The organism is Sphaerimonospora sp. CA-214678, assembly GCF_050942215.1.
In the GTDB taxonomy this organism is placed as follows: Bacteria; Actinomycetota; Actinomycetes; order Streptosporangiales; family Streptosporangiaceae; genus Sphaerimonospora.
This window is the reverse complement of the sequence record NZ_CP192056.1, coordinates 4,134,730-4,160,533: the sequence shown is the minus strand read 5'-3', so window position 1 is coordinate 4,160,533 and position 25,804 is coordinate 4,134,730. Positions and strand designations below refer to the sequence as shown.

Sequence of the window (25,804 nt, the reverse complement as noted above, 5' to 3'; positions counted from 1 at the left end):
CGTGAGGGTGCCACCGTCGTGAACGTCGATCTGGTCACCGACGGCACCTCCACCGGCACAGCCCCTACGCTGTGACGCCGTGTCTGCTGGGCTGCGACGTCCGAGTCGGCCAAGTCAGGCTCCGACGACTCACCACGACGCTTCTCACTCGACTCGGCCAAGCCAGGAAGGCGAAATCATGAGCGACCACCAACACGACCGCCACTCCTCACACCCCGATGAGGCTCCTCAGACGCATGGGGTGCGACACCGCGAGCACGACACGGCCGAGCACGAGCACAGCGGTCACCACGAGGGACACCATGGTGGTGGGCATGAAGGCCACGCGGCTGTGTTCCGGGACCGCTTCCGGCTGTCCCTGCTCCTGACCGTCCCGGTCGTCTTCTATAGCCACCATCTCCAGGATTGGCTCGGCTACAGTGCACCTGCGTTCCCCGGATCATCTCTGGTGGCACCCGTCCTCGGCACGGTGGTCTTCTTCTATGGGGGCTGGCCGTTCCTGACCGGCGCCATGGAGGAAGCGCGGGAGCGCCGCCCGGGGATGATGTTGCTGATCGGCATGGCGATCGCGGTGGCGTTCGGCGCCAGCCTCACCGCCAGTCTCGGCTGGTTCGATGTGGAGGTGTGGTGGGAGCTGTGCTTGCTGATCACCATCATGCTGCTCGGCCACTGGATGGAGATGCGCGCGGTTGGCCAGGCCCAGGGGGCACTGGCGGCCCTCGCCGAACTGCTGCCGGATGAGGCGGAGCGCGTGACCGGCGACGGCGAGGTCGAGCGGGTCTGCATCGGGGACCTCGCCGTCGGTGACGTGGTCCTTGTGCGCCCAGGCGGCCGAGTCCCCGCGGACGGCGTCATCGTCCAGGGGGCAGGCGAAGTGGACGAGTCGATGATCACCGGTGAGTCCAAGCCCGTACCACGAGAAGCGGGCGGTCGCGTGGTCGCCGCGAGCGTGGTCGTCGGCGGCTCCCTGCGCGTCCGGGTGGACGCTCTCGGCGAAGACACCACCTTGGCGGGTATCCAACGCCTGGTGGCCCAGGCGCAGGAGTCCCGGTCGCACACGCAGGTGCTTGCGGACCGCGCGGCGGCACTGCTGTTCTACCTCGCGGTGATCGCCGGCGTGATCACCGTTGCGACGTGGGCGCTGCTTGGTCAGCCCGACGCCGCGCTCACCCGGTCGGTCACCGTGCTGATCATCGCCTGCCCGCACGCGCTGGGGTTGGCGATCCCGCTGGTCACCTCGATCGCGACGGCCAAGTCGGCGCGCAACGGGGTTCTGGTCAAGGACCGGCTGGCTCTCGAACGGATGCGCAGCGTCAATGCGGTCCTCTTTGACAAGACGGGCACGCTGACCAAGGGGGAGCACGCCCTGACCGGCATGGTCAGTGTCGACGGAGACGACGACCACTGGCTGGCACTCGCGGCCGCGGTCGAGGCCGACAGTGAACACCCGCTGGCCCGCGCGGTCGTTGCCGCGGCCCGGGAAACCGGCGTAGAGGTGCCGGACGCCTCCGGCTTCCAGTCCATGGCCGGCCGGGGGGTCAGGGCTCGAGTCGGCGGAGCCGGCGTGGCCGTCGGCGGGCCGGCACTGCTGCGCGAACAAGAGTTGAAGATCCCCGAGGCCATGCGTGACCGGATCGCGGAGTGGCGGTCGCGCGGCGCGTCCGTCCTCTACGTGGTGGCTGAGGGAAAGGTCAGTGCGGCCCTCACCGTGGAAGACCAGATCCGCGACGAATCACGGGCGGCGATCCAGGAACTGCATCGGCTGGGCGTACGCGTCGCAATGATCACCGGCGATGCCCGGCAGGTGGCCGACGCGGTCGCTGCCGACCTGGGAATCGACGAGGTGTTCGCCGAGGTCCTGCCCGAGGACAAGGACGCCGCCGTCACCGACCTACAGCAGCGCGGCTACACGGTGGCGATGGTCGGCGACGGCGTCAACGACGCGCCGGCGCTGGCTCGTGCCGACGTCGGGATCGCGATCGGCGCCGGCACCGACGTCGCGATTGAGTCCGCCGGGATCGTGCTGGCCTCCGACGACCCCCGCGCCGTCGTGGCTGTACGACGGCTCTCCCAGGCCAGCTATCGCAAGATGCTGCAAAACCTGTGGTGGGCCGCGGGCTACAACATCCTGGCGATCCCGCTGGCCGCAGGAGTGTTCGCATCGGTGGGCTTCGTGCTCCCGATGGCGGTGGGCGCGGTCCTGATGAGCCTGTCCACCATCATTGTGGCGATCAACGCCCAGTTTCTCCGTCGAATAGATCTGCAACCACAGGCCGTCCCCGCCGGGTGACCCACGCCCGGTGGAGGCGGTGCGAGAGCCCTGAAGTCGCGACGATCGTCACCTGCGGTTTGGGCCGTTCGCCCGGAGGCGTTCATCCGGTCCTTGGAGGGTAGCGAGGCGAGTGATGTACGCCATGCACATAAGGCGGGCTGGGTTCAACCCGGTCTGCTCCTCGATCAAGGCCCGGATGGCCAGGCGCTGCTGGGCCGAAACGATGGGCGCGAAGGCGCATCGGCCCCAAGTTCGCTGAGCACGGTGTCGGCAACGGACAGGACCACCGCGACGACAACCTCTGACTGGAACACATGACCGTACGGCTCCTGACGGACATCGCGAGAGCAATTGTCGAATTCTGCGGATCGTGGGTAACTCATAGGGCTCGAAGCCATCGATCGAGGGCGGCGAAGTCTTCGTCGGCGAGTCCCCGGTATGACTTCACGTGGTGGAGGAGAGCCCGGCCGCTATGGTGCGTACAGACCCATTCCCTATCGGCGTCGGTGATCTCGCGTGGCGCTGGTGAAGCGCCGCGCGGCTGGTGTGGGGAGGTAGTCGCCCCGGCCAAGTCGGTGCCGCAGTCACACGCCCCGACCGGGAAGTGCGGGGTGGCGCGGACATAGTCAGTCGCGAGGTTCCGGATCAGAGGACGATCCTCAAGCGATCCGGTGTTCGTCAAGGCCCTGGCGGAAGGCGTAAGTGCGTCCAAGGTGAGCGCCTTGAGCTCGCCCGAGGGCTGCCTCTGGGTCTTGCCCGACAGCATTCTGGCGCGTGGTGCTCAGGCTTCGATCGTACTGTCGAAGATGCGCTGGTTTCCGGCTTGCCAGTGCGGATACTGCTGGACTGAGCTGATCTTCCAGCCGTCCTGACGCACCAAGCCGTACTCGTAGTAGCCCACCTGTTGCTGGAACTCGCCCCCGGGCGCTCCCTGGCGGTAGTGGGTCGCGTTCAGGGTCGACCAGACGGTGGCGGCATCGCCCTCCACGCTCACCTGGTGGTTGGCGCTGATGTGCTGCGTGGCTGTGTAGGACTCGAAGGCCCGCCGGAGAATCTCGATCAGGGGCTGGCGCTCGAACCGCACCCACCTACCGGTCCGGATGGTGTTGACCTCGATCTCGTCGGCAAAGCATGTCTCAAAGTCGGCCCAGAGCCGGCGGTCGATGCAGAACGCGAACTTGCTTACGACCTCGATGATCGCGGCCCGGTCGTGCAGCGCCTGGAGCTGCTGGTGGCACGATCCGTCGCAGTTGCCCTCGTCCGCACTCATCGCTGCGTAGCCGGCGTGGTCGGGGTGAGGCGATAGCCCTCGCCGTCCTTGACGATGTATCCGACGCTGGGCTCCACGAAGTGCGTACCGAAGACCAGCAGATCCGTGCCGGCGGCCGACTCGAGGAAGGCACGCCGGTTCTTCGTCAGCACCTCGGCGTCCCAGTCGCCGGCCGAGCTCCACTCGGGTCGCGCGATCTGTAACGGGTGGTGGAAGAAGTCACCGGTGATGAACGCCGCCTGCCCATCGGATTCGAGGCGGACGCTGTGGTGCGCCGAGGTGTGCCCCGGCGTCGACACGTACCGCACGCCGGGCACGATCTCCGTGCCTGGGGGAACGAGTTCCAGGTGGCCGGCGTCGATCACCGGCTGGAACGTCTCTTCCTGGATGAGCCGGGTCTGGTTCGACAGCGCCTCGGCATCGGGCAGGAACGCCCGGGCGATCCTGTCCTCCTCGCTCTCGTCCTCGCCCTGGGCCGCCGCGGTCGCCGACGAGTCAAGAGCGTCCGAGGAGATGATCTGGCTCAGATGACGCTCGTACTCGTCGCGCACCAGGATCAAGCGGGCGTTCGGGAAGGTCGGCACCCACTTCCCGCTCTCGTCCTGCATCGAGCACCATCCGACGTGGTCCAGATGCAGGTGCGTCAGCAAGATGATGTCGATGTCCTCGCGGCCGTAGCCGGCCTTTTCGAGCCTCTCGAGGAAGGGAGTGTCAAGACCACCCCAACTGGGCTGCATCGGGTAGCTCTTGCCGTTGCCGCAACCGGCATCCACCAGGATCTTCGTATCACCCGTGTCGACCACGATCGAGTGCACATTGGCGCGGATCTCGCCGGCGTCGTTCACGTACTGCGGCTGCAGCCACCCGAGCTCACGGATGACCTCCGGTGTGGCCTGCGGAATGAGGCCGTTCAGCAGGCCGAGCTGGATCACGAACTCCTCGATCTCGGTCACCTTGAATAAACCTACGTTCCAAGTACCCATGCTGCGCCTCTCGTTCGCCGTTGAGTTCGGTGCGGCACCGCCGAGCCTGCATCGAGCGGTGACCGCCACATTACCCGAATTTGACTCAATCGTCTATCTTTTATCGATTGCGTTAAACAAAGCCGGCAACGGCGCCGACGGGACCGGCGACACCCACTACCGCGTACTGCACGACGTCATCGACGAGGACGGCAAGCTCGCCCTGCGCGTCCGCCCGAGCCGCGTCGTCCGCACGATGTGATCGCCCTGCCCGGCGGACGCACCAGCGAACGCAGGCCACGGCCAGGGCCGCATGCGAGCGGGAAATGGCTGTGCGGCTCGGTGATCAACGACTCAGATGAGGTGATTGCCGCTCTGTTCGACCAGGCCGAAGCCCGCGATCCCCGCCATGCTCGCGAAGGAGACCAACGCGATTCATCGCCAGCGTCGAAAGTCGACAGCCAGTGCGGGTGACCTCCAGGGAGGGATGATCTTCCCCCTCCATCGCACGACGACGGGCATGCTGTTCCTGGCATCCCTGCCCGACCCGGAGCTGCGGCACTGTCTCGATCGCGACCCGGAGGGCGGTGGCGCACGACGACGCAACCTGCTCCAGGACCTTGGACACGTGCGGCGAACGGGGTTCGCGCTCAACCGCCACCGGTCGGAGCAGGGGCTCGTCGCCGTCGGCGTGTCGGTGACGTGGGAGGGAAGCGACCTCTTCGCGGACATCTCGGTGTCCTTTCCCAGCGCCCGGTATGACGAGGCGCGTCTGGCATGGTACGCCTCGGTGCTGCGATTGGCGAGCACCGAGCTGGGTCGGCGGCTGGTGCTACCGCCCGAGTCGACCTCGGCTCGGGATCGTCAACCGATGAGATAATGGTGAGAAAGTGACTGACTTCGCCCCTTTGGCGAGCATCCGGCGCTTCTACGACGCCGATAACGAGTTCGTCAGCGCCGATCCTGCAGATCGGGACATCAGCGTGATGCTGAAGGAACTCGATCCGGACGTGGTCGTGTACGTGCCCGCCATCAGAGCAGCCGTGAACACCGACGCCTATGCTTGGGCCTGCATCGCGGGGAAGAGAACGGTCGCCACCCAACCCTCCGGGTGGTAGCCCTCGACCACGGGCTGCTTGCTGGTCAGCTTCCACTGCCCGTCGTCTTCACGGCGCAGGGTGTCGCGCCACCGGCCCCAGTGGTCCGGTTGGGCGAGATCGGTGAACGCGATGTAGTAGCTGTCCGCTGTCGCCTCTCCATCGCCGGTGAACTCGATGTTGATGGTCGTGAGGTGATGGCGGATCCAGGTGGCCTCGTTGCCGGCGACGATCCTCTCGATCTCGGTCACCGGCACTGCCGTTCCGTCGAGCAGGATGAACTTCCCATCAGAGGTGAACAGCCGGGCCATACCGGCGAAGTCCGCCTTCTCGACCGCCATGTTGGCGTAGCGCTGCAGAAGCGCGGTGATCTCGGAGCGCGCGACCGTTCGCTCCACTGCCTCAGTGCTCGGTGTCCCCTGGATGCTCATGGCGCCAGTCTGCGTCCTCTCGGCAGGTTTCGGACAGTTGGTTCTGGTCGGTGGAATCCCGGCGGCGGTCTCACTTGCCGTTGCTCTCGACGTCTCTCGCCTCGTCGGTCTGGTCCTCGAGCTCGCGCCGTATCTGCTCCATAAGGCATCGCTGGAGCTTGGAGTAAACCTTGTCGGGGCGCCAGGCGAGAACGATGCGCTCGCGCAGGTCGAGGCCGGGCACGCCTGTGGTGGCGAGGAGTCCGCAGGCGATGTCCGCCTCCACGACGTTGGCGCGTCAGCACGCGGGCATCGGATAGCCGCCCGTACCGGAGCGACAGCGGGGGCTCCATCGGCGCCCATAACCCCTGACTTATGGATGCATCGCGTTATTGATTCTTGTCTTTATGTGACCGACGGCACAAGACTGATTCCGTGCGGGCCGGCGAGGTTGCAGTCGACCACTCGCAATTCTCGCGGGATGTGCAGGTACAGGAGGAACCCCGTGCAGGGACTCATGCAGGACTTCCCTTTGACCGTCGGATCCATCCGGGAGCGCGGATCTCCTACTTCCCCGCGAGCCGGATCGTCACGCGGACCACGACCTCGATCGTGCGGACCACCTATCGAGAGCCGGGCGCCGAGACGCGACGGCCGGCCGGTGCGCTGGACCGGCTCGGCCCGTCCGAGGATGCGCGCGTCGGCACGTTCGGCTGGAACTCCGCCCGTCACCTGGCGCTGTACTTCGCCGTTCCGAGCACCGGGCGAGTCCTGCACACGATCAACATCCGGTGCTTCCCCGAGCACATCCGCTTCTCGATCGACCACGCCGAGGACGAGGCCGTCTTCGTGGACTCCTCGCTCCCGCACCTCTTGGCGCCGCACCTTCCGCACCTCCCGCGCCTGCGCCATGTGGTCGTCATGGACGACGGCGGAGCGGTCGACGACGCCTCCGGCGACTCGCGGATCGTGCGCCGGGAGGACCTGCTGGACTCCGCGGACGAGATCGACCTTCGCGACCGTGTCGCCGACGAGTGGCGGCGCTGTGCTCTACGCGGACTATGTTCTACCCCTCACCTGAAGGGGTACGGTCGCGATGAAAGATTGACGTAGACGTTTAGAGCGTCACCGGCGCGTGGCTATCGCGCGCGTCAGGACCCACCCGATCACCAAAGCGAGATGTTCACTAGACAGGGAGTAACGCGATGCAGACGTGGCAGGTCGGCAACTTCAAGATCACCAAGGTCCTCGAGCTCCCGATCCAGGTCGGCTTGCTCGATGGGCTCATCCCGGAGCTGAACTCGGACGTCGTACGGGAGATCGACTGGCTGTCGCCGGACTACCTCAACGAGTCGGGCCAGATCCTCGCCGATCTTCACTCGTTCGTCATCGACGACGGCGAGCACGTGATCCTGACCGATGCCGGCTGCGGCAACGGCAAGAGCTATCCGATGCAGCCGATCTGGAGCAACCTGGACACCCCCTTCCTGGAGCGGCTCGCGGAGGCGGGCTACGGCCGCGAGGACATCACCATCATCCTGTGCACCCACGCCCATCTGGATCACGTCGGCTGGTTCAGCATGCGCGACGAGGCCGGGAAGTGGGTTCCGACCTTCCCGAATGCTCGGCTGGTGATGGTGCGCGATGAGTACGAGCGCCACCTGAGCCAGATCGTCGACGCGGGCGGAGCCGACGGCGCGACGAGCGCTGAGGGTGAGGAGGACGTCGACCTCATCGCGCGGGCGTTCCACCCCGACACGGCGGCCCTGTCCGACCAGACCAGGCTGATTCAGGAGGAGTCGTTTCAGCCGATCGTCGACGCTGGTCACCTGGAGCTGGTTCCGAGTAACGGCGAGGTCGTGCCGGGGGTCCGGTACGAGTTCACCCCGGGGCACACGGCCGCCCATCACAGCATCCGCCTGGAGTCCCAGGGGGCCACCGCCTTCGTGACCGGCGACGCTTTCCACCACCCGATCCAGATCGCTCGGCCGGACTGGAGCTCACAGGGGGACTGGGACGGTGAGGCCTCCGCGCGCAGTCGTCGTGCTGTGCTGGAGTCGGCGGCGGGCACGGACCTGCTGTTCATGGGCACCCACTTCGCCGGCATCACCGCCGGCTACATCGTCGAGGACGGCGAGGGATTCCGCCTCGTGGAGAAGCCGTCCGTCTATAGGAGGGGGATATGACGTCGGGCAAGAAGCTGGTCTCGGGTTGCCGGATCGTGTCCGTCGACCCGGTGATCGGCACGATCGACGGCGACATCCTCATCGACGGCGACGTCATCGTCGCCGTCGGTGAGGTCGCCGAGACGGATGCCGTGGGTGCGGAGGTCATCGATGCGACGCGGATGGTCGCGATGCCGGGGTTCGTCGATGCGCATCGGCACACCTGGCAGAGCGCGCTGCGTCACCGCAACGCGGACCGTCACGGCGCCGAGTACTTCGAGGAGGTCCTGTTCGGGATCGCTCCGCGCTACTCGGCGGACGACGTGTACGTCGGCACGCTGCTCGGGGCGCTGGGGGCGATAGACGCCGGCACGACGACGCTGTTCGACTGGGCTCACATCCAGAACTCCCCAGCGCACGCGGACGCCGGCATCAGAGCCCTCAAGGAGTCGGGCCTGCGTGCCGTGTTCGGGCACGGCCACCCGCAAAGCGACCCGGTCGCGTGGAACGTCGCGAGCTCCCTGCCGCATCCTGACGACATCAGGCGGATTCAAAAGGAGCACTTCGATGCGCCCGGGCTGGTCACCCTCGCCATGTCCGCGCGCGGGCCCGAGCAGACCGACGACGCCACCTGGCGGCTGGATCTGGAGCTCGCGCGAGAGCTCGGTCTCCGCACGTCGATGCACGTGGGTGTCGGCGATCGAGGACCGGAGCATCGGGCGGTGGAGCGGATGCACCGAGCCGGAGCTCTTGGCGACGACATGATCTTTCTCCACCTCAATACCTGCTCCGACCGTGAGCTCGCCCACATCGCCGCAGCCGGCGCCCAGGTGAGCATTGGGATCCAGGTGGAAATCGTGAACCAGGGCGTGGGCCCCATCCCCACCGATCGCCTGCTGGCCGCCGGTCTGCGGCCGAGCCTTTCCGGGGACAGCGAGACCATGGGCTCGGGCGACATGTTCACGCAGGTGCGCCTGGCGATGAGCGAGTATCGGGTGAAGGCCGGCGCGGGCCGGAACGCGCCCGGGTCCCCGCCGACCCTGTCGACGGCGGACGTCCTCCACATGGGCACGCAGGCCGGGGCGGACGCGCTAGGCCTGGGCGCCGTCACCGGCTCCCTCACGCCGGGCAAGCAGGCCGACATCGTCCTGATCGACGCTACCGCGCCGAATCTCGCTCCGGTGAGCGACCCCGTCGGTGCCATCGTCCTTGCCGCGCACCCCGGCAACGTCGACACGGTCCTGGTCGCCGGGAATGTGCTGAAGCGGCATGGCGAGCTGGTCGGCGTCGACTGGGCCGAGATCCTCGAGTCCGCATATGAGTCTCAGGCGCGCGTGACCGTACATCGCTCCTGATCCATGCAGGAGGCGACGGTGCAGGGGCTGATCCGCCGTCGCGGTGGGCCGGGTCGAGGAGTCCCCCTGTCGTGCGCGGACGTGGCCCGAGTCGTCGTACCCCTGCACTCGAGTAGCGATTGATTTGACGATCGAGTCAACCTATTGACGCTGCTGTCGCCGGTCCTTAGCGTGCGTTCAAGGCCGTGCGATCCACGTTCGGCCATCCACCAGCGCTCCCTGGGAGCGCGACCGACCAAAGGATCGACACCATGACACATCGCGCATCCACCAGGTTCTCTCGAACAGTCGCGGTCACCGAGGGGAGCCGGCGATGACCCGCGCGGGGCGACTGGACGGAAAGGTCGCCATCGTGACCGGCGCGGCTCGAGGGATGGGCGCAGCAGAGGCCGCGCTCTTCGTCGAGGAGGGCGCATCCGTCGTCCTGACCGACGTGAGCGACGCCGAAGGCATGGCATTGGCCGATCGACTCGGTGAGCGCGCCGAGTACGTCCATCACGATGTCGCGGACGAGGGTGACTGGAGCCGCGTCGTCGAGCACGTCGAGTCCGCCTACGGGCGCATCGACGTCCTGGTCAACAATGCGGGAATCTCGCGAGGGGGAACACTCGAGGGATTTCTCTGGGAGGACTTCGACCTTCAGGTCCGGATCAACCAGCGGGGTCCGCTTCTCGGCATGCGAGCCGTCGTCCGGCCCATGCGCCGCTCAGGGGGCGGAAGCATCGTCAACGTCGCCTCGGCTGCTGCGTTGCGAGGTGAGCCGGAGCTGATCACCTACTCCGGGACGAAGTTTGCCCTGCGCGGGATGAGCCAGTCCGCGGCCTCCGAGCTCGCCGCGGACGGAATCCGGGTCAACTCGCTGCACCCGGGTGTGATCGACACGCCGATGAACGCGCAGAACTCCCCCGAGCGCCTTGAGTGGCTCGCCGCCCGCATTCCTCTCCGGCGCTTGGGGCGGCCGGAGGAGGTCGCCCAGATGGCTCTGTTCCTCGCCTCCGAGATGTCGTCGTACATCACCGGCTGCGACTTCTCGGTGGACGGTGGCGTTCAGCTGGCGATGCGCTGACCGAGCCGAGCCGAGCCGGCGGACGGGGGGCGGAGCGGGACTCTGCACCCCGTCCGCCGGCTGGCGGAGAGGCCGGACCCCGGACCGTGCGGGCGGTCGATTCTGCACAAGGGAATTGCCTGGCGCCCGGGTCGGGCAAGCCGCACTCTGCCTGCAGTGTGACCGTTGACACAACGCTGGATTAGGCCTACCGTCATCGAACGTTCCCGTCGAAAGTTCAACGCACACGAAAATACCCTCGGTAGATGATCAACTTGTGGAGGAAAAGGCATGAAGCGAGCGAGCGTGGGGCGCAGAGGTCGCCGTGACACGTTCCTGGGAATCTTGGCGGCGGCGGCAGCGATCTCGCTCGCCGCGTGCTCGTCGAGTTCCGCGAGTTCGATGGGCGAGGACGTCGGTAAGTCCGTGTCGCTCGACTCGATGAAGCCCGTGACCCAGTACGTCGGACCGACGACGGCCTTCACCGCGCCCCGGGACAAGCACATCGCGGTGGTCGTCTGCGGCAACTTCGGCGCCGGCTGTGTGCGAGAGGGCCACGCGGTGAAGGAGGCAGGCGAGACTCTCGGCTGGAAGGTGGACCTCATCGACGGCCGGCTCGACCCCACGGTTCAGAACCGCGCCGTCAAGCAGGCGGCGGAGTCCGGGGTCGACGGCATCGTCGGCATCTCGGCGAACCCGAACCTGATGGGCGAGGCCATGGCGGAGGTCGCGGCCAGGAAGATCCCGTACGTCGCCATGTCGCAGGCTGCGAGGACGGGCGACGTCGCGGGCGTCACGAGCTACGTCAGCCTGGCCCCGCAGAAGAGCGGGAAGATCATCGCACAGTGGCTCGAGGCGGCATCAGACAGCAAGGCCCATGTGCTGATCCTCGACCTGCCGGGCACGCCCGACATCATGGACCGCAACGACGTGATCGCCAGCACGTTGAAGGACAGCTGTGCCGAGTGCAAGGTATACCGCGCCGAGGTGTCGGCCCAGACCGTCGGGACCAGCCTGGCACCCCTCGTGACGGCACAGCTGCAGCAGCACCCCGACATCTCCTACGTGTGGGTGCTCGATGACGCGGTCGGCGAGTTCGTCGCCCAGGGCATCCGGCAGGCCGGCAAGTCGTCCACGGTCAAGATGGCGGGCACCTCCAGCTCGACCGAGGCGTCGATCGGCCACCTCAAGGACGGCACCCAAACCGCGGACCTCCTGTGGGACGACTACTGGGGCGGATGGGTCGCCGTCGACAGCCTGGCGCGGGCGATGGCAGGCGAGCCGGTTCAGAAGGAGTGGGAGACGCCTTTGCGGCTGTTCACCCCCGCCAACGTCGATCAGCTGAACAGCGATGCCGACAAGGTCGGCTGGCGCGCCGAGTTCGACTACAAGTCCAAGCTCCGTCAGCTCTGGGGGGCTCGATGAGCACCGCGCACGAGATCGAGAACGCGGTGACCACCATGGACCATGAGATGGCTGCCTCCCCGATGTCAGTCGGGATCCGCGGAGCCACGCCGACACCTCGGCGCCGGTTGCGGGTGACGGACGTGCTGTCGAGGTACTCACTGCTGATCGTCCTCGCTGCCTTGTGGATCGCGTTCAGCGTGTGGAACCCCACCGTCTTCGCCACGACGGACAACCTGCGCACGATCCTTCTGCAGCAGTCGACCGTGGGTCTGATCGCGCTCGCGGTCGTGGTTCCGCTCATCGCCGGCCACTACGACCTGTCGACCGGCTTTCAGTTCGGCCTGGCGCAGAGTCTCTGCGCCGTGCTCGTGTTGCGAGAGGGCTGGAACCCCGTGGCCGCGATCCTGGCGGTGCTGGTCGTCGGCATCCTGATCGGGGTGATCAACGGACAGTTGATCACGCGTCTTGAGCTTCCGTCGTTCACCACGACGCTGGGGACCGGACTCGTGATCCTCGGGCTCAGCGAGTTCATCACCTCCAACCAGGTCGTCACGGGTGGGGCTCCGCAGTGGTTCCTGCAGCTGGGGCGAGGTGAGATCCTCGGAGTGCCGCTCCCGTTCGTCTACCTGGCCGCCGTCGCCGTGGCTCTGTTCGTGATGCTGGAGCTGACGGTGTGGGGACGCAAGGCCTATGCGGTCGGCGCCAATCCCTCGGCTGCGCGCCTCTCCGGGATCGCCGCCGATCGGGTGGTGCGCCAGTCCCTGGTGATCACCGGCGCGTTGTGCGCGGTGGCTGGGTGCATCTCCGTCACCAGCCTGGGCGGTTCCTCGCCCGTGGTCGGCTTCGGGTCCCTGCTCCCCGCCTTCGCGGGAGCGTTCCTGGGTGCGACGTGCATCCGACCGGGTCGCTACAACGTCGCGGGCACGGTCATCGCGGTCTACGTCATCGGCGTCGGCATCATCGGGCTTCAGCAGAAGGGGGCAGCGGTCTACGTCCAGGATCTGTTCAACGGTGGCGCACTCCTGATCGCCGTGATCGTCGCGGTCATCGCACGCAAGCGTCGGAGCGCCGCATGATGGCCCGATCCGAGAGCACCTCACCGGCCCTGCGCTTCGAAAACCTCACGAAGAGCTTCGGTTCCAGTGCCGTGCTGCGGGGAGTGTCGTTCGATGTGATGCCCGGCGAGATCCACGGCCTGCTCGGCGCCAACGGGGCCGGCAAGTCCACGCTGATCAAGATCCTGGCCGGGGTCTACCACCAGGACGCGGGGCGCATCTTCGTCCATGGGGAGGAGATCGACGCCGACCATGGTCCGGCCGCGGTCCAGCAGGCCGGGATCGCCTTCGTGCACCAGGACCTCGGCTTGGTCGAGGATCTGAGTGTTGCCGACAACATCGCCCTGCACATCGGCTTCCAGCGGCGGTTCGGGCTCATCGACGGTCGCGCGACCGCAAGGGCGGTCGCACACGCGATCGCCGCTGTGGGCGCGTCGTTCCACCCCGAGGAGCATGTCGGCGCGCTCTCGCGTGACGAGCAGGTGCTCTGTGCGCTCGCCCGAGCTCTGGCACTGGACCCGAAGATCGTGGTGCTCGACGAGGTCAGCGCGAGCCTTCCCGGGCCAGAGATGCGGCGCTTGACGACGTCCCTGAAGGCGCTGCGCCGTTCCGGGACCGCCTTCATCTACGTCACCCACCGTCTCGACGAGCTGGACTCGCTCGTGGATCGCGTGACGGTCCTGAAGGACGGCATCCGTGCCGTGACGGCGCCGGTGGCCGAGCTCGAGCACGCGGTGCTGGTGCGTCACATCGTGGGCTCCGACCCCGTCGAGGTCCACCCCACTTCTCCGACTTCACGTGAGGCGGGTGCCGAGGCCGCGCACCTGGTGGTCCGTGAGCTGACCGGGCCTGGACTGCCCGACCCGATCTCCTTCGAGATCAGGGCGGGCGAGGTTCTGGGGGTATGTGGTCTGGTGGGCAGTGGGACGCGCGAGCTCGCCCGGCTGATGACCGGGAACGCCAAGCCCAGCGGGGGGTCGGCCACCCTTGGTGGCCGGCCGCTGATGCTCGGCCATCCCGACAGGCTCGCGCGCAGTAGGTGCATGGTCGTTCCGGGTGATCGGCAGCGCGATGGGATGATCACCGGACTGAGCCTGCGTGAGAACCTGCTGCCGATGCGGCGTGACTTCGGCGCCTGGACGCGGTGGGGGTTCCGACGACCTCGCGCCGAGACGGCGGCGATCCGTCGGGTCATGGAGCTCTTCGAGGTCGTCCCGCGCGACGATCCCGATCGCGACGCGTCCGAGCTGAGCGGCGGGAACCAGCAGAAGCTGGTCTTCGCGCGGGCGCTGACCGACAGGCCGGAGGTCGCTGTCCTCGAGGACCCGACGGCGGGCGTGGACGTCGGCTCGCGTGCCGTGCTGTACCGGTTCGTGCAGGAATCGGCCGAGGCCGGCACCGGCGTGCTGCTGATCAGCACCGACTTCGAGGAGGTCGCTGGGCAGTCCCATCGCGTGCTCGTGCTCTCGCACGGTCGGATCGTCGCGGAGTTCGATCGCTCGCAAGGCTTTACGGCGGATTCGCTGGCAGAAGCGAGCTACGGCCTCGGGACGGCCTCCGTTGTCTGAGCAGTCGATCCCGGACCTCCTTGCCCGCCTCCAAGCCGTGGAGGACCGCGCGGCGATCATCGACACGATCTGTCGCTTCGCGTTCTGCCTCGACCGGCTGGCGTGGACCGACTTCGAGGGGATCCTGGCCGGCGACGTCCGGCTCAACACCATCCGAACGGGTGGATGGGTCAGTCTCGAGCGGCACGCGATCGTCGGGATCCTCTCGCAGGCCTTCGGGACCTACACGGCCACGCAGCACATCAGCGCCAATCATCAGGTCGAGCTCGACGGCGATGCCGCGGTGGTGTGGTCGACGTTGAACGCGACGCACTACCGGCGGGGTGCCCCGGGCGGCGAGTTCCAACAGCAGGTCGGCTACTACGAGTACACGCTGGCGCGCCGGGGAGCGTGGAGGATCACCTCGGTCCGCCAGCACCCGCATTGGCAGACCGGCAACCAGGCGATCTTCGACAGCACTGTCGATCCCGCCTGATCTCAGGATGCGACGCAGGACGTGCGGGCGGAGGCCCGGCCGGACGGGAGGGAATGGGATGGGACGACTGGACGGGAAGGTCGCGTTCGTCACGGGAGCGGGGCGTGGCCAGGGACGGGCACACGCGATCCGACTGGCCGAGGAGGGTGCCGACATCGTCGCCCTGGACGTGCTGGAGGACATCGCGGGTCTGGCCTATCCCATGGCGACGGCGGCGGATCGGGATGAGACGGTCGCTGCCGTCGAGGCGCTCGGCAGGCGCATCCTCTTCGAGAAGGCCGATGTGCGCGATCTCGCCAGACTCACCGAGGTCGCCGCCGAGGGCGTCAGGCGGTTCGGCCACATCGACGTGGTGGTCGCCAATGCCGGGGCCGGCTCGCCGGCCGTCTCCTATGAGATGAGCGAGCAGACCTTCACCGAGACGATCGACCGCTTTCTGACGAGCACCTGGCGTACTGTCCGGGCCGTCGCACCGGTCATGATCGACTCCGGTCGCGGCGGCTCGATCGTGATGATCTCCTCCACCTCCGGGCTGGTGGGCGTGCCGGGGATGGCCCACTACGTGGCGGCGAAGCATGGTGTCTCGGGCCTCATGAAGGCCTGTGCCATCGATCTGGGGCCGTTCGACATCCGGGTGAACGCGGTGGCGTCGTCGAACGTCAACACCCCGATGATCCAGAACCCGGTGATCAGGGCGGCATGGTCGGGCGATCCGAACGCCACCGAGGACGAGGTGGTCCGAGCAATGTCGGCCATGCACATCCTCAACGTCCCGTGGGTGGAGCCGGTCGACGTCAGCCAGGCCGTGCTGTGGCTGGCCTCGGACGAAGCACGATTCGTGACTGGATCGACCGTCACCGTGGATGCCGGCGCGCTGGCCCCGTTCAAGATCTCGCACGGACCTCACTGACGGAGTCACCGCGCCTCACCGTCGGACCACAGGAGGCGGCGCCGGGCATGGGGTTCGTGACCCGCCTGAGCTTCTGCTCATCCTCGCTGCCCGGTGCGGCGACGTAGGCGACGATCTGCAAGTCGCTGTCGCCGTCGGTCACGACGTCGCAGTCGATGGCGATCTCACCGACGTCCGGGTGCCGGATCGTCTTCCTGTCCTCGGTGCGGCGAGCCTGACGCCGTCCGCCCAGAACTAGGCTGAGCGCGCGTTGCTCGGCGAGTGTGCGAGCAGGGAGATCCGGCACGCGAGGATCGTCGGGATAGCGGGCCGAAGCCCGACGCAGGTCCGCCACGAGTATGCGATCGGCGGCCTCGGCTGGCGCGCTGCGTCGCCTCGACCAGGCCAGCCATAGACCCGTTCTTCGACAGATGTGACGAAATATCGACGAGTGAGTCGAGATGAGCTATTGTGACAGTGCTCGCCGTCCGGTGGAAGGCCAGGGTTCAAGAGCAACGATCGTGGGCCTTCAGTAATCGGCGCACCGGTTTGTCCTAGTTGAGGAAGCTGCGTATGCGTGGTCAGAAGGATTCCCGCGTCGTCCCGTACTCTCCCGACCGAGTGGCCCGATATCTGTCCGCCGGTGTTTGGAGCACTGAGCCGCTGGCGGCTCGGTTCCGAGCGGTTGCGCTCGCACACGGAGCCCGGAAGGCTGTCATCGGCCGCGACGGAAGCATGAGCTACGAAGAGCTCGACCTCAGGACCGACCAGGTCGCGGCGGCCTTCCTCGGGCGCGGCCTGCGACCGGGCCAGCCGGTCCTCATGCAAGTCGACAACGGCGTCCAAGGAGTAGTGGCCTGGTACGCCGTGCTCAAGGCGGGCGCCATCCCGGTGGCAACGCTTGCCGGCCATCGCGCTCATGAGGTCGGGCATATCGCCGGCATCGTCGGCGCTGTCGGTCACATCGTCGACGACGCGCGGCCGGAGCGCTTTGACATGGTCGCCTTCGCGCGGGAGCGGGCGGTCGAGAGTCCGACGTTGAGCCTCCTGTTCACGGTGGGGAGCCGGCGCGAGGTCGACGCCGAGGCCATCGAGGACCTCGGCGTCGACATCGAGCCCGGCGAGGCGCGTCGGGCGGTGGACGCGGCCCAAGCCGACATCGGGCCCGAGGACGTGGCGGTCTACCAGCTCTCCGGTGGTACGACAGGTGCGCCGAAGGTGATCCCTCGGCTCCATGGGGAGTACTGGAACAACGGTCTGGCCTGGGCGCGCGCCCTCGGGCGGAGTGAGCGCAGCGTGACGTGCCACGCGGCGCCGTTCATCCACAACGCGGGGATCACGTGCGGCCTGCACGCCACGCACTCGGTCGGTGGCTGCATCGTGCTTCCGCCGACGGAGCGCACGGCCGCCTTGCGGATGATGCGTGACCACCGCGTGGATGACACGATCTTCGGGCACGGAATGTTCAGCTGGATCATGGCGGAGGAGTACGCCGAGGCGGGTGAGCACCTCCGTACCGTGGTCCTGTCCGGCGCCAAGGTGCCCGATGAGGTCTTCGCGCGCGTCGAGAGCTTCGGCGCCCGGGTCGCACAGACCTTCGGCATGGGGGAGGGCATGTTCACGCTGACTCCCTTCGACGCTCCGCGGGAGTTGCGCAGTGCGACGGTCGGGCCCCCGATGACGACCGACGACGAGGTCCGCATCCTCGAGCCGGGCGGGGAGGAAGAGCTTCCTGACGGAGAGATCGGTGAGTTGGCGTGCCGCGGCTGGTACACCGTTCCCGGCTACTTCGCGGCGCCGGAGCACAACCAGCGGGCGTTCACCGCCGACGGCTTCTACCGGACGGGCGACCTCGCGAGGGTCGAGGTGCACGACGGTCTGCGATACCTCTCGATCGAGGGCCGCATCAAGGACCTCATCAACCGCGGTGGCGAGAAAGTCAACGCGGAGGAGCTGGAGCAGCTGCTCTGCCGGCATACGAGCATCGAGGAGGCAGCCGTCGTCGCGATGCCTGACGAGCACCTCGGCGAACGTGTGTGTGCCTACCTGGTGAGCACCGACCCGGACCTCGGTGTGCCCGAGCTCCAGGTGCACCTCGATGGGCTCGGCGTGGCCAAGTACAAGTGGCCGGAGCGGGTCGAGATCATCGGCTCGCTGCCCAGGACCCAGGTCGGCAAACTCGACAAGAAGGCACTTCGCGACGACATCGCCGCTCGCGTCGGTCGCTGATCGCGCCGGCGATCGCGGTGTCGCGGTCTGCCGCTCTCGCCACGGGAGGCGCCACAGTCCCTCGCCCCGTCGTCCCCTGACCCTTCCTTGCCTCTCGGTCGGGCGTGTCGTCGACGTCGGCCCAGGGAGTCGTCGCCCGTGGTGCAGGAGAGTCCGGTTCTCTGTATTGACTTAAGCGTTGATAGTTTGACAAGAGCGATGAGCAAGAGTAGACCATTTACGAGGACATCGAGGAGATCCATGACAGTTCGACGTGTGGGACTGATCGTCCCGAGCTCCAACGTGACGGTGGAGACCGAGCTCCCGGCCCTGCTGCGACGCCAAGAGGGCCTCGACGTGAGCTTCCACTCGTCCCGTATGCGCATGACGGCCGTGACCCCCGCAGGTCTGGCGGCGATGAACGTGCAGCGCGAGCGCTGCGTCGTGGAGATCGCCGATGCGGGACCGGACGTCATCTTGTATGCCTGCCTGGTCGCCTTGATGGCTGGTGATCATGGGGAGCATCGCCGTGTGGAGACGCTGGTGGCCGAGCAGCTGGCGGCCGGGCAGTCCTCCGCCCGGGTTCGGTCCAGCGCGGGGGCGCTGCTCGAGGCGTTCGAAGCGCTGTCCGCTCGTCGCGTGGCGCTCGTGATGCCGTACATGGCGCCGCTTGCACGGAAGGTCGTCGACTACATCGAGCATGAGGGTGTGTCGGTCGCGGATTACCGGGCGCTGGAGGTCGAGGACAACGATGCGGTGGGCTGCATCGAGGGTGCCCGTGTGATGGCGGCCGCTCGTGAGCTCGATCTCACGGGGGTGGACGCTCTCGTGATCTCGGCGTGCGTGCAGATGCCGTCGCTGCCACTGGTGGCGCAGGCCGAGGAAGAGCTCGGGCTGCCGGTCCTCAGTGCGGCGACGGCCGGAGCGTTCAGCATCCTCCGTGCTCTGGGCCTTCCGGCGGCGATCGCCGGTGCGGGCTCGCTGCTCGCGTCCGGCACCGGCCTCTACGTCACTACGGCGACGGCGCACGACGTCGTCAGAACAGGAGCATGATGAGCGGCGATCTCGAGGGCCGGCACCTGGTCCGGGGAGTGGACCACGCGGCGTTTCCGACGTTCGATCCGGTCGGCACGGTCACGTTCTACCGGGATGTCCTCGGCTTCCCGGTCGTCCACTCCATCTGTGCGGCCGGCTGGGGGCCGGACAAGCATCCGGACTTCATCCACTTCTTCTTCGACATCGGCAAGGGTGACCGTCTGGCCTTCTTCTACTACTTCGGGCTGGAGCCGTTGCCCGGCTCACGGGGTGACGTCTACGCGAAGTTCGACGACAGCGTGCCCGAGTTCTTTCTGGGTTCTCGTCACCTGGCGCTCCATGTTGAGTCGGAGGAGGCGCTCAACGAGTACCAGCGGCGGCTGGACGAGAGCCGGTGGTCGACGGAGATGCGGGTCCAGCACGAGACCATCGAGTCGATCTACACGCACGATCCGAACGGCTACATCGTTGAGATCACCCGCGCGCTGCGCCCGGTGACTCCGCAGGAGGACATCGACGCGAACTTCACGATCGATGCCCTGTTGGACGTCGTACGCGGGGGAGCGCCGTCGATGGACGCCCTGCTGAACCGGAAGGCGGAGCTCATCCTCGAGCATTCCGATGACTGGGACGGGCTGCTCAGGCCGGGGAGCTCTGCGATCTGATGGCGGTCTTCTATCTGCTGGACGTGCCCGAGAACCGGCCTGTCGTCGAGGTGGCCGGGCGGGACCCGCGTGTCCGGGTCGACAGGAACGGCCCGTACTTCGAGGTGAGCTCCGAGCACCCGATCGAGATCGACCGGCGTGCGACGGGGTGTCGCCACGCCGTCTGGTACAGCTGCGTCGCCGGCCTCGCCGGCTTCCGGATCGCCGGCTGGGACAAGAACTCGCTCCGTCTCGAGCTGCGGCCGTGACGGCGGCGTGGACCGAGGCTGTCCGCCTCACCGCGTCGGACGGTGCCAAGATCTCCGGTCTGCTGCGCGAGCCGGCAGGTGGTGCCGGGACGGTGGTCAGCATCATGCATCCGCGGGAGGACGTCGCCCACCACCCTCTCGTCCCGCTGCTCCTCGATCTCGGTGTCGCCGTGTGGACGCAGACGACCCGCTCGCCGAACAACGACGTGCGGCTTCTGCATGAGCAGGCCCTGCTCGACGTCGCGGCAGGGCAGTCGTTCCTCGAGGATCGCGACTTCGAGGCGAGAGTGGCCCTCGGGCACTCGGGCGGCGCCACCCTCTTCGCCTTCTACCAGGAACAGGCGGCGCTGCGGGCCGAGGAGCGGCTGAGTGATGCGCCGGACGGGACCCTGGTCGACCTCGCCGGAGCGCGGATGCCGCTTTTGGACGGCGCAGTGTTCCTCGCGCCCCACCCCGGCCAGGGCGCACTCCTCCAGCGTGTCATCGACCCGTCGGTGACGGACGAGTCCGACCCGTGGTCGACCGAGCCGTCGCTAGATCCCTTCGATCCGGCGAACGGCTTTCGTCCGGCGCCCGAGCCGACGAGGTACGCCCCCGAGTTCGTCGCGAGATACCGGGCTGCACAGGCCGCGCGGGTGCGGCGCATCGACGAGCTCGCCGCCTCGGCGATCGCCGACACCGAACGGCATCGTGCCTCCGACGGTGTTGAGGCGCGGCGTCGTGCGCTCAGGCCCACCATCATGACCATCTTCCGTACCGACGCCGACCTGCGCTCGGTCGACCTGTCGCTCGACCCCAACCGGCGGCCGTACGGCTCGCTATTCGGCAGGAGGCCCGACCTCGGCAACTTCGGATTCGCGGGCTTCGGCCGTATCACGACGCCTGCGGCCTGGATGTCGACGTGGTCGGCCACGACGACTCGTGCCGACTTCGTCAGGAACGCCGCGAGCGTCACGGCGCCCTCGCTCCTCGTGGAGCTGACCGGCGACCAGGCATGCTTCCCCGCGGACGCACGAGAGATGTACGGCGCCCTGCCCGCCACCGACAAGAAGCACGTCCGAGTCCCCGGGACCCACTTCGGCGGACCGTTGACCCCCGGCGGGCCGACCGGGTCGGAGCTGTCCGCGCAGCATATCGGTCGATGGTTGCGTGAGCGCTTCCCCGTCGCCGACTGAGCAGGAGGAATGCTCCCGGGGCGGTCCGCGGCGGCTCGGCCCCGGCGCCCTTCAGCTTGTCGTGACCTCCATGAGCTCGACCGAGCCGTCGTAGAAGACGTCGAACTCGCGGATCAGGCCTTCCTCGCGGATCAGGAAGTGGGCGACCGTCGTGTCGAGCACTTTCCCGGTGGCGCGCGATGTCGCCTGCATGCGCGGGGTTCCTCTCGTCATCGGGTGATATGGCTCGTGATTGGTCTTTAGCGTTGAAAAATCAACGCTACCGAAGGTAGCCTTCTGGCGGTCGCCTCGCCGAGGCGTCGCACGGGAACAAGGAGCAGAGATCTTCATGAACGAGCAGAGGGTGGCAGTGGTGACTGGCGGTGCCGGAGCCATCGGCTCCGCGATCGTGGCGCGGCTCCAGGAGGCGGGGCATCGCACCGTCGTGCTCGACCGAACCGGTGACGTCGTCTGCGACCTGTCGTCGGCCACCTCGACCCGGGCCGCCGCCGCCGAGGTCCTGGACCGGTACGGTCGATGCGACGTGTTCGTCCACTGTGCCGGCTACCTCGACCCGATGCCCCTGGAAAGCCTGGACCTGAACCGGTGGCGAGCCCTGATGGCCGTCAATGTCGAAGCTGCGCTCTGGTTGGTGCAGGCCTTCGCTCCCGGAATGGCAGCCCGCGGCTTCGGCAGGGTCATCCTGATCTCCTCGGACGGCCAGTGGTTCCCGCCAAGTGCTGCCTTCCTGCCGTACGTCACCAGCAAGGCAGCCTTGCTCGGGGTCATGCGTGCGCTGGCCGTCACCTACGGCGAGGATGGCATCGCGGTCAGCGCCGTGGCCCCTGGCCACACGGACACGCCTGCGGCGCGGGCAGTGGTGGCGGAGGGCGCACTCGAAGCGTCGATCGCCTCCCAGGTGCTGAAGCGTGCACTCACGCCGGAGGACACCGCCCACGCAGTGGCGTTCCTGGCCTCCGACGGTGCGGCGGCCATGACAGGCCAAGTGCTCGTGGCGGATGCCGGGGCCTTCATGCGCTGACGGCGAGCGCTCACGCGGGCCTTCGGGCTGGCGTGATCGCCCTGCCCAAGGCCCGGGGCGGTCCGCAAATAGACTCGCGACGAACTGAAGGCCGACCTCGCCAGAGCGCGACCTGTCGAGTACTTGTTCGGCGGATAAGGAGGTAGGTCCGCCAGGGTCATGTCGACGGAAGTACGAAGTCGGCGAACTGCTTGCGCAGGGCCGCCTTGCTGAACTTGCCCACGCTGGTCTTGGGGATCTCGTCGAGGAAGACGACAGCGTCGGGAATGAGCCAGCGCTCCAGCCGTCCTGCCAGGAAGCCGAGCAGTTCGCGTTCGGTCAGGGTGTTCCCCTCTTTCACGACCACGCACGCAAGTGGCCGCTCCATCCACCGTGGATGCGCGACGGCCACGACGGCGGCCTCCGCGACCGAGGGATGGGACATGATCGCGTTCTCCAGATCGACCGAGCTGATCCACTCACCGCCGGACTTGACGAGGTCCTTCGTGCGGTCGACCAGCCTGATGAATCCCAGGGGTGAGATGCAGGCGACGTCTCCCGTCCGCAGCCAGCCATCGGGGGAGAACTGTTCCTGCTCATCCTCGAGCCGGTAGTACTGCCGCGCGACCCAGGGGCCGCGAACTTCGAGCTCACCGCGGTGGTGATCGTCCCAAGGCAGTTCCTCGCGAGTCACGGCGTCCACGATTCGAGTCTGAACACCGTGCAGGGCCATCCCCGCCGTTGCTCGCCAGTAGATCTTCTCGTCCTCGGTCAGACCCTCCATCTCCGGTCGCAGGCGGGCGATGGCTCCTAGAGGCGATACCTCGGTCATGCCCCAGGCCTGAGTGATCGGGAAGCCAAGCACCTCGCGGTAGCCCTCTGAAAGAGACGCGGGAACCGCCGAGCCTCCGGCAACGAGGCGCTCGAGCCGGGAGAGGTCGTAGTGCTCGAGTAGCGGCAGGGCACTCATCCAGATGCTCGGAACCCCGGCGCTGTAGGTGACCCGCTCCTCACTCATCAGCTCAAGGATGGCGGCCGGCGAAAGGTCGGGACCGGGCAGTACGAGGTCCGCGCCGGCTTGGAACGCGGCGTAGGGCAGCCCCCAGGCCATCGCGTGGAACATCGGCACGATCGGCATGACGGTGTCGCGATCCGTGACGCCGGTCGCCGCTGCCGACACTCCCACGTTGGAGTGGAGCCAGATCGAGCGGTGGGAGTAGAGAACACCCTTCGGGTTCCCGGTGGTCCCGCTGGTGTAGCAGAGCGCCGCTGCCCGGTTCTCGTCGCTCACGCGGTCGCGGATCTCGGTCGCCTCAGAGCCGTCAAGCAGTTCGTCCCAGCTCACGATCCGCGAATCGTCGGGGAGAGCATCCCTCGGGCCGCCGTCGTTCATGACGACGACATGGCGTACGCACGGCAGATGCGGGAGGTGCGGAGCCAGGAGATGCATGAGGGAGGAGTCCACGAAGATTACTTCGTCCTCGGCATGCTCGATCGAGAAGCGGATGTGATCGGGGGAATACCTGATGTTGATCGTGTGCAGGATGCGTCCGGTGCCGGGGACCGCGAAGTACAGAGCGAGGTGGCGTGCCGTGTTCCAGGCGAACGACCCGACTCGCGCGTCGGATGCTAGGCCAAGGCGGCCGAGGGCGCCCGCGAGCCGTCCAATCTCGACTCCCAGCTCGCGGTAGGTGGTCCGAACCACCGCGTCCTTGGTTCGGGTCACGATTCGGCTGTCGGGGAAGTACGTGACCCCGCGCTCCATGATGGATCCGACGGTCAACGGGAAGTCCTGCATGAGTCCTTGCACGGGTATACCTCCTGTGCCTTCTGAGTTCACAGAGTGAATACGACCGTCATTTGGCGCGATGGTCGAAGATTTGATACAGATGTTAGGAAGGCTGGCGGGGTGGCACGACCCCTGTTCTGGTGGCAGGAATCATCTCGACCTTCGCTGGGGCGACCCGCAGGCTCGGCTCAGGCACAAGGAACGGAGCTCCGCATATGAGCACAGGCTCGTCCGGCCCGCTGTCCGGTCGCAAGGCCTTGGTTACCGGGGGTTCGCGAGGAATCGGAGCCGGGATTGTGCGTCGCCTGGCGGCGGATGGTGCGGACATCGCCTTCACCTTCAAGTCATCGCCTGCTGCCGCTGAGAGCCTGTGCGCCGAGACGGCCGCATCGAGCGGCATTGTCACGGCGATCGCGGCGAACAGCGCCGATCTGGCCGAGGTCGAGGCAGCGGTCGAAGCCGCGGTCGCTGCACTCGGCGGGTTGGACATCCTCGTCAACAACGTAGGAGCTGGATATGTGGCCCCTATCGACAGCTACCCGCAGGAGAAGTTCGACGAGATGGTCGCACTCAACCTCGGCGGGACGTTCGCGTTCATCCGTCATTCGCTTCCACACCTCGGCAGGGGCTCGCGGGTCATCAACATCGGCAGCATCAACGCCGAACGTGTTCAGAGCCCAGGGCTGGCGATCTATGCGATGATCAAGGGCGCTATCGCCTCGCTGACCAAGGGAATGGCGCGCGATCTAGGGCCTCGCGGCATCACGGTGAACAACGTCCAATGTGGCCCGGTCGCGACCGATGCCAACCCGGACGAGGGCGGCCACGCCGACTTGGCTCGTTCGCTCATGCCGCTTGGTCGATACGGCACAGCCGACGAAGTGGCGAACGTGGTCAGCTTTCTCGCGGGCCCCGGATCTGACTACGTCACTGGCGCCAGCTGGAACGTCGACGGCGGGTTCACTGTCTGAGACCGGGGACGGGTCGCGGAAGCAGAGCCTGCTGTTGCCCACCCTTCACCTACACAACTCGCCATCTGGAGGCAGCGCATGAGCGCAACTGACACCGAGAGCCCGGCCAGCGGCTTCGTCGCCACGCTGAACAGCTATTACGAGGCCGAGCAGCGCTACGTCGCCGCCGGTGGCGCCAAGGCGGGCGCAGACTTCAGTGAGATGGCGGCGCACTTGCACCAGGATGTCGTCGGACGTCAGGGGCCTGCCACGCCGTATCCCGGCGAGTGGCATGGCGTCGCCGGCATCGAGAGATTCTTCGCAGTCTTCAGTGAGACGTGGTCGTCGCTGAACCTGAGCGAGATCCAGTACTTCGAGGGGGAAGCGGGGCTGGCCATCCAGATGCGAATGCAGGCGACCGCGGCGGCCACAGGTAAGAGCCTGGAGACCTTGGTGGGCCACTTCGTCATCTTCCGCGACGGCCTGATCCGCGAGTTCAACGTCTACTACTACGACACCGTCCAGGTGCTGGAGGCGACACGGCCGTGATCCGTCCGCCCGGCGCGATACCGCGCTGGGCGTTGTGTGCGGCGCTGGACCGGCAGGCCGGTCAGGCCCTGGCATCGCGGGTAGGAGGACCGAGCCCACCCACCCCTCAGGGTGGAAGCCTTCCACCACTGGCTGCTTGCCGGTGAGCAGCCATCGTCCGTCGGCCTCGCGACGCAAGGTGTCGCGCCACCGGCCCCGGTGGTCGGGCTGGGCGG

The 25,804-nt window shown here is 67.2% G+C and carries 27 protein-coding genes; 20 read left to right on the top strand and 7 right to left on the bottom strand.

The genetic code is table 11. From position 1 onward, the window contains the following. The first annotated feature begins 178 nt into the window (after positions 1-178). A complete protein-coding gene (locus tag ACQP1K_RS18670; RefSeq protein WP_433496992.1) occupies positions 179-2,290 on the top strand; it encodes a heavy metal translocating P-type ATPase in 2,112 nt (703 codons plus the stop codon). Between the two features lie 763 nt (positions 2,291-3,053). On the opposite strand, the gene ACQP1K_RS18665 is transcribed toward ACQP1K_RS18670, so the two are convergent. Together ACQP1K_RS18665 and ACQP1K_RS18660 are read right to left on the bottom strand one after the other, a co-directional pair. Further along, the gene (locus ACQP1K_RS18665) at positions 3,054-3,542 is read right to left on the bottom strand and encodes a nuclear transport factor 2 family protein (protein ID WP_433496991.1); all 489 of its coding nucleotides are present in this window, start codon (positions 3,540-3,542) and stop codon (positions 3,054-3,056) included. Next, positions 3,539-4,525, bottom strand: a complete 987-nt coding sequence (locus ACQP1K_RS18660) for an MBL fold metallo-hydrolase (RefSeq protein WP_433496990.1) — start codon at positions 4,523-4,525, stop codon at positions 3,539-3,541. Before ACQP1K_RS18660 ends, ACQP1K_RS18665 begins: the two co-directional genes overlap by 4 nt. Here ACQP1K_RS18660 and ACQP1K_RS18655 point away from each other — a divergent pair. Both ACQP1K_RS18655 and ACQP1K_RS18650 read left to right on the top strand, forming a co-directional pair. After that, positions 4,524-4,766, top strand: a complete 243-nt coding sequence (locus tag ACQP1K_RS18655) for a hypothetical protein (RefSeq protein WP_433496989.1) — start codon at positions 4,524-4,526, stop codon at positions 4,764-4,766. The two genes, ACQP1K_RS18660 and ACQP1K_RS18655, sit on opposite strands and share 2 nt — an antisense overlap. Before the next feature lie 147 nt (positions 4,767-4,913). Then, positions 4,914-5,384, top strand: coding sequence for an IclR family transcriptional regulator domain-containing protein (locus ACQP1K_RS18650; RefSeq protein ID WP_433496988.1), 471 nt, complete (start codon positions 4,914-4,916; stop codon positions 5,382-5,384). A gap of 177 nt (positions 5,385-5,561) precedes the next feature. Here ACQP1K_RS18650 and ACQP1K_RS18645 read toward each other — a convergent pair whose 3' ends face one another. Together ACQP1K_RS18645 and ACQP1K_RS18640 are read right to left on the bottom strand one after the other, a co-directional pair. Then, positions 5,562-6,032 (bottom strand): nuclear transport factor 2 family protein, encoded by a 471-nt coding sequence (locus tag ACQP1K_RS18645; protein WP_433496987.1) that lies wholly within the window; start codon positions 6,030-6,032, stop codon positions 5,562-5,564. Positions 6,033-6,102: 70 nt separating this feature from the next. Further along, complete coding sequence (locus ACQP1K_RS18640; RefSeq protein WP_433496986.1) at positions 6,103-6,297, bottom strand: hypothetical protein; 195 nt, start codon at positions 6,295-6,297, stop codon at positions 6,103-6,105. A gap of 326 nt (positions 6,298-6,623) precedes the next feature. On the opposite strand from ACQP1K_RS18640, the gene ACQP1K_RS18635 reads away from it, so the two are divergent. From ACQP1K_RS18635 to ACQP1K_RS18595, 9 genes are all read left to right on the top strand, one after another. Next, positions 6,624-7,124, top strand: a complete 501-nt coding sequence (locus tag ACQP1K_RS18635) for an AMP-binding protein (RefSeq protein ID WP_433496985.1) — start codon at positions 6,624-6,626, stop codon at positions 7,122-7,124. 92 nt (positions 7,125-7,216) lie between these two features. Then, entirely contained in the window at positions 7,217-8,197 is a 981-nt protein-coding gene (locus ACQP1K_RS18630; RefSeq protein WP_433496984.1) for an MBL fold metallo-hydrolase, read from the top strand. Continuing rightward, positions 8,194-9,531: an amidohydrolase family protein gene (locus tag ACQP1K_RS18625; protein WP_433496983.1), complete on the top strand. Its 1,338-nt coding sequence runs from the start codon at positions 8,194-8,196 to the stop codon at positions 9,529-9,531. Before ACQP1K_RS18630 ends, ACQP1K_RS18625 begins: the two co-directional genes overlap by 4 nt. A 313-nt stretch (positions 9,532-9,844) precedes the next feature. After that, positions 9,845-10,597, top strand: a complete 753-nt coding sequence (locus ACQP1K_RS18620) for an SDR family NAD(P)-dependent oxidoreductase (RefSeq protein WP_433496982.1) — start codon at positions 9,845-9,847, stop codon at positions 10,595-10,597. A gap of 270 nt (positions 10,598-10,867) precedes the next feature. Further along, on the top strand, positions 10,868-12,001 hold the full coding sequence (locus ACQP1K_RS18615; protein WP_433496981.1) for a sugar ABC transporter substrate-binding protein: 1,134 nt from the start codon (positions 10,868-10,870) through the stop codon (positions 11,999-12,001). Continuing rightward, positions 11,998-13,059: an ABC transporter permease gene (locus ACQP1K_RS18610; protein WP_433496980.1), complete on the top strand. Its 1,062-nt coding sequence runs from the start codon at positions 11,998-12,000 to the stop codon at positions 13,057-13,059. The genes ACQP1K_RS18615 and ACQP1K_RS18610 overlap by 4 nt, the downstream gene beginning before the upstream one ends. Next, positions 13,056-14,606, top strand: a complete 1,551-nt coding sequence (locus tag ACQP1K_RS18605) for a sugar ABC transporter ATP-binding protein (protein ID WP_433496979.1) — start codon at positions 13,056-13,058, stop codon at positions 14,604-14,606. Before ACQP1K_RS18610 ends, ACQP1K_RS18605 begins: the two co-directional genes overlap by 4 nt. Before the next feature lie 37 nt (positions 14,607-14,643). Beyond that, the gene (locus ACQP1K_RS18600) at positions 14,644-15,081 is read left to right on the top strand and encodes a nuclear transport factor 2 family protein (RefSeq protein WP_433496978.1); all 438 of its coding nucleotides are present in this window, start codon (positions 14,644-14,646) and stop codon (positions 15,079-15,081) included. Positions 15,082-15,139: 58 nt separating this feature from the next. Further along, entirely contained in the window at positions 15,140-15,991 is an 852-nt protein-coding gene (locus ACQP1K_RS18595) for a mycofactocin-coupled SDR family oxidoreductase (RefSeq protein ID WP_433496977.1), read from the top strand. On the opposite strand, the gene ACQP1K_RS18590 is transcribed toward ACQP1K_RS18595, so the two are convergent. Then, positions 15,966-16,379: a hypothetical protein gene (locus tag ACQP1K_RS18590; RefSeq protein WP_433501580.1), complete on the bottom strand. Its 414-nt coding sequence runs from the start codon at positions 16,377-16,379 to the stop codon at positions 15,966-15,968. The two genes, ACQP1K_RS18595 and ACQP1K_RS18590, sit on opposite strands and share 26 nt — an antisense overlap. A 164-nt stretch (positions 16,380-16,543) precedes the next feature. Between ACQP1K_RS18590 and ACQP1K_RS18585 the strand changes: the two genes are divergently transcribed. From ACQP1K_RS18585 to ACQP1K_RS18565, 5 genes are all read left to right on the top strand, one after another. Further along, entirely contained in the window at positions 16,544-18,199 is a 1,656-nt protein-coding gene (locus tag ACQP1K_RS18585; protein ID WP_433496976.1) for an AMP-binding protein, read from the top strand. A 240-nt stretch (positions 18,200-18,439) separates the two neighbouring features. After that, complete coding sequence (locus tag ACQP1K_RS18580; RefSeq protein ID WP_433496975.1) at positions 18,440-19,231, top strand: maleate cis-trans isomerase family protein; 792 nt, start codon at positions 18,440-18,442, stop codon at positions 19,229-19,231. Then, positions 19,228-19,878: a VOC family protein gene (locus ACQP1K_RS18575; RefSeq protein WP_433496961.1), complete on the top strand. Its 651-nt coding sequence runs from the start codon at positions 19,228-19,230 to the stop codon at positions 19,876-19,878. The genes ACQP1K_RS18580 and ACQP1K_RS18575 overlap by 4 nt, the downstream gene beginning before the upstream one ends. Beyond that, positions 19,878-20,126, top strand: coding sequence for a hypothetical protein (locus tag ACQP1K_RS18570; protein ID WP_433496974.1), 249 nt, complete (start codon positions 19,878-19,880; stop codon positions 20,124-20,126). The genes ACQP1K_RS18575 and ACQP1K_RS18570 overlap by 1 nt, the downstream gene beginning before the upstream one ends. Further along, a complete protein-coding gene (locus ACQP1K_RS18565; protein WP_433496973.1) occupies positions 20,123-21,301 on the top strand; it encodes a hypothetical protein in 1,179 nt (392 codons plus the stop codon). Before ACQP1K_RS18570 ends, ACQP1K_RS18565 begins: the two co-directional genes overlap by 4 nt. 51 nt (positions 21,302-21,352) lie before the next feature. Here ACQP1K_RS18565 and ACQP1K_RS18560 read toward each other — a convergent pair whose 3' ends face one another. Beyond that, positions 21,353-21,493 carry a hypothetical protein gene (locus ACQP1K_RS18560; protein WP_433496972.1) on the bottom strand — a complete coding sequence of 47 codons (141 nt, stop codon included), beginning with the start codon at positions 21,491-21,493 and terminating at the stop codon, positions 21,353-21,355. 136 nt (positions 21,494-21,629) lie between these two features. On the opposite strand from ACQP1K_RS18560, the gene ACQP1K_RS18555 reads away from it, so the two are divergent. Next, complete coding sequence (locus ACQP1K_RS18555; RefSeq protein ID WP_433496971.1) at positions 21,630-22,322, top strand: SDR family NAD(P)-dependent oxidoreductase; 693 nt, start codon at positions 21,630-21,632, stop codon at positions 22,320-22,322. A 157-nt stretch (positions 22,323-22,479) separates the two neighbouring features. Here ACQP1K_RS18555 and ACQP1K_RS18550 read toward each other — a convergent pair whose 3' ends face one another. Further along, positions 22,480-24,111, bottom strand: coding sequence for a long-chain fatty acid--CoA ligase (locus ACQP1K_RS18550; RefSeq protein WP_433496970.1), 1,632 nt, complete (start codon positions 24,109-24,111; stop codon positions 22,480-22,482). Positions 24,112-24,305: 194 nt separating this feature from the next. On the opposite strand from ACQP1K_RS18550, the gene ACQP1K_RS18545 reads away from it, so the two are divergent. Both ACQP1K_RS18545 and ACQP1K_RS18540 read left to right on the top strand, forming a co-directional pair. Beyond that, complete coding sequence (locus tag ACQP1K_RS18545) at positions 24,306-25,061, top strand: SDR family oxidoreductase (RefSeq protein ID WP_433496969.1); 756 nt, start codon at positions 24,306-24,308, stop codon at positions 25,059-25,061. A 78-nt stretch (positions 25,062-25,139) separates the two neighbouring features. Next, positions 25,140-25,589: a nuclear transport factor 2 family protein gene (locus ACQP1K_RS18540; protein WP_433496968.1), complete on the top strand. Its 450-nt coding sequence runs from the start codon at positions 25,140-25,142 to the stop codon at positions 25,587-25,589. Positions 25,590-25,804 lie beyond the last annotated feature (215 nt).

Bases quoted from the DNA above. Each gene is read 5' to 3' on its own strand.
- ACQP1K_RS18670 (WP_433496992.1), top strand. From the start codon at position 179: ATGAGCGACCACCAACACGACCGCCACTCCTCACACCCCGATGAGGCT.
- ACQP1K_RS18665 (WP_433496991.1), bottom strand. From the start codon at position 3,542: ATGAGTGCGGACGAGGGCAACTGCGACGGATCGTGCCACCAGCAGCTC.
- ACQP1K_RS18655 (WP_433496989.1), top strand. From the start codon at position 4,524: ATGCTGCGCCTCTCGTTCGCCGTTGAGTTCGGTGCGGCACCGCCGAGC.
- ACQP1K_RS18660 (WP_433496990.1), bottom strand. From the start codon at position 4,525: ATGGGTACTTGGAACGTAGGTTTATTCAAGGTGACCGAGATCGAGGAG.
- ACQP1K_RS18650 (WP_433496988.1), top strand. From the start codon at position 4,914: ATGCTCGCGAAGGAGACCAACGCGATTCATCGCCAGCGTCGAAAGTCG.
- ACQP1K_RS18645 (WP_433496987.1), bottom strand. From the start codon at position 6,032: ATGAGCATCCAGGGGACACCGAGCACTGAGGCAGTGGAGCGAACGGTC.
- ACQP1K_RS18630 (WP_433496984.1), top strand. From the start codon at position 7,217: ATGCAGACGTGGCAGGTCGGCAACTTCAAGATCACCAAGGTCCTCGAG.
- ACQP1K_RS18625 (WP_433496983.1), top strand. From the start codon at position 8,194: ATGACGTCGGGCAAGAAGCTGGTCTCGGGTTGCCGGATCGTGTCCGTC.
- ACQP1K_RS18620 (WP_433496982.1), top strand. From the start codon at position 9,845: ATGACCCGCGCGGGGCGACTGGACGGAAAGGTCGCCATCGTGACCGGC.
- ACQP1K_RS18615 (WP_433496981.1), top strand. From the start codon at position 10,868: ATGAAGCGAGCGAGCGTGGGGCGCAGAGGTCGCCGTGACACGTTCCTG.
- ACQP1K_RS18610 (WP_433496980.1), top strand. From the start codon at position 11,998: ATGAGCACCGCGCACGAGATCGAGAACGCGGTGACCACCATGGACCAT.
- ACQP1K_RS18605 (WP_433496979.1), top strand. From the start codon at position 13,056: ATGATGGCCCGATCCGAGAGCACCTCACCGGCCCTGCGCTTCGAAAAC.
- ACQP1K_RS18595 (WP_433496977.1), top strand. From the start codon at position 15,140: ATGGGACGACTGGACGGGAAGGTCGCGTTCGTCACGGGAGCGGGGCGT.
- ACQP1K_RS18585 (WP_433496976.1), top strand. From the start codon at position 16,544: ATGCGTGGTCAGAAGGATTCCCGCGTCGTCCCGTACTCTCCCGACCGA.
- ACQP1K_RS18580 (WP_433496975.1), top strand. From the start codon at position 18,440: ATGACAGTTCGACGTGTGGGACTGATCGTCCCGAGCTCCAACGTGACG.
- ACQP1K_RS18575 (WP_433496961.1), top strand. From the start codon at position 19,228: ATGATGAGCGGCGATCTCGAGGGCCGGCACCTGGTCCGGGGAGTGGAC.
- ACQP1K_RS18570 (WP_433496974.1), top strand. From the start codon at position 19,878: ATGGCGGTCTTCTATCTGCTGGACGTGCCCGAGAACCGGCCTGTCGTC.
- ACQP1K_RS18560 (WP_433496972.1), bottom strand. From the start codon at position 21,493: ATGCAGGCGACATCGCGCGCCACCGGGAAAGTGCTCGACACGACGGTC.
- ACQP1K_RS18555 (WP_433496971.1), top strand. From the start codon at position 21,630: ATGAACGAGCAGAGGGTGGCAGTGGTGACTGGCGGTGCCGGAGCCATC.
- ACQP1K_RS18545 (WP_433496969.1), top strand. From the start codon at position 24,306: ATGAGCACAGGCTCGTCCGGCCCGCTGTCCGGTCGCAAGGCCTTGGTT.
- ACQP1K_RS18540 (WP_433496968.1), top strand. From the start codon at position 25,140: ATGAGCGCAACTGACACCGAGAGCCCGGCCAGCGGCTTCGTCGCCACG.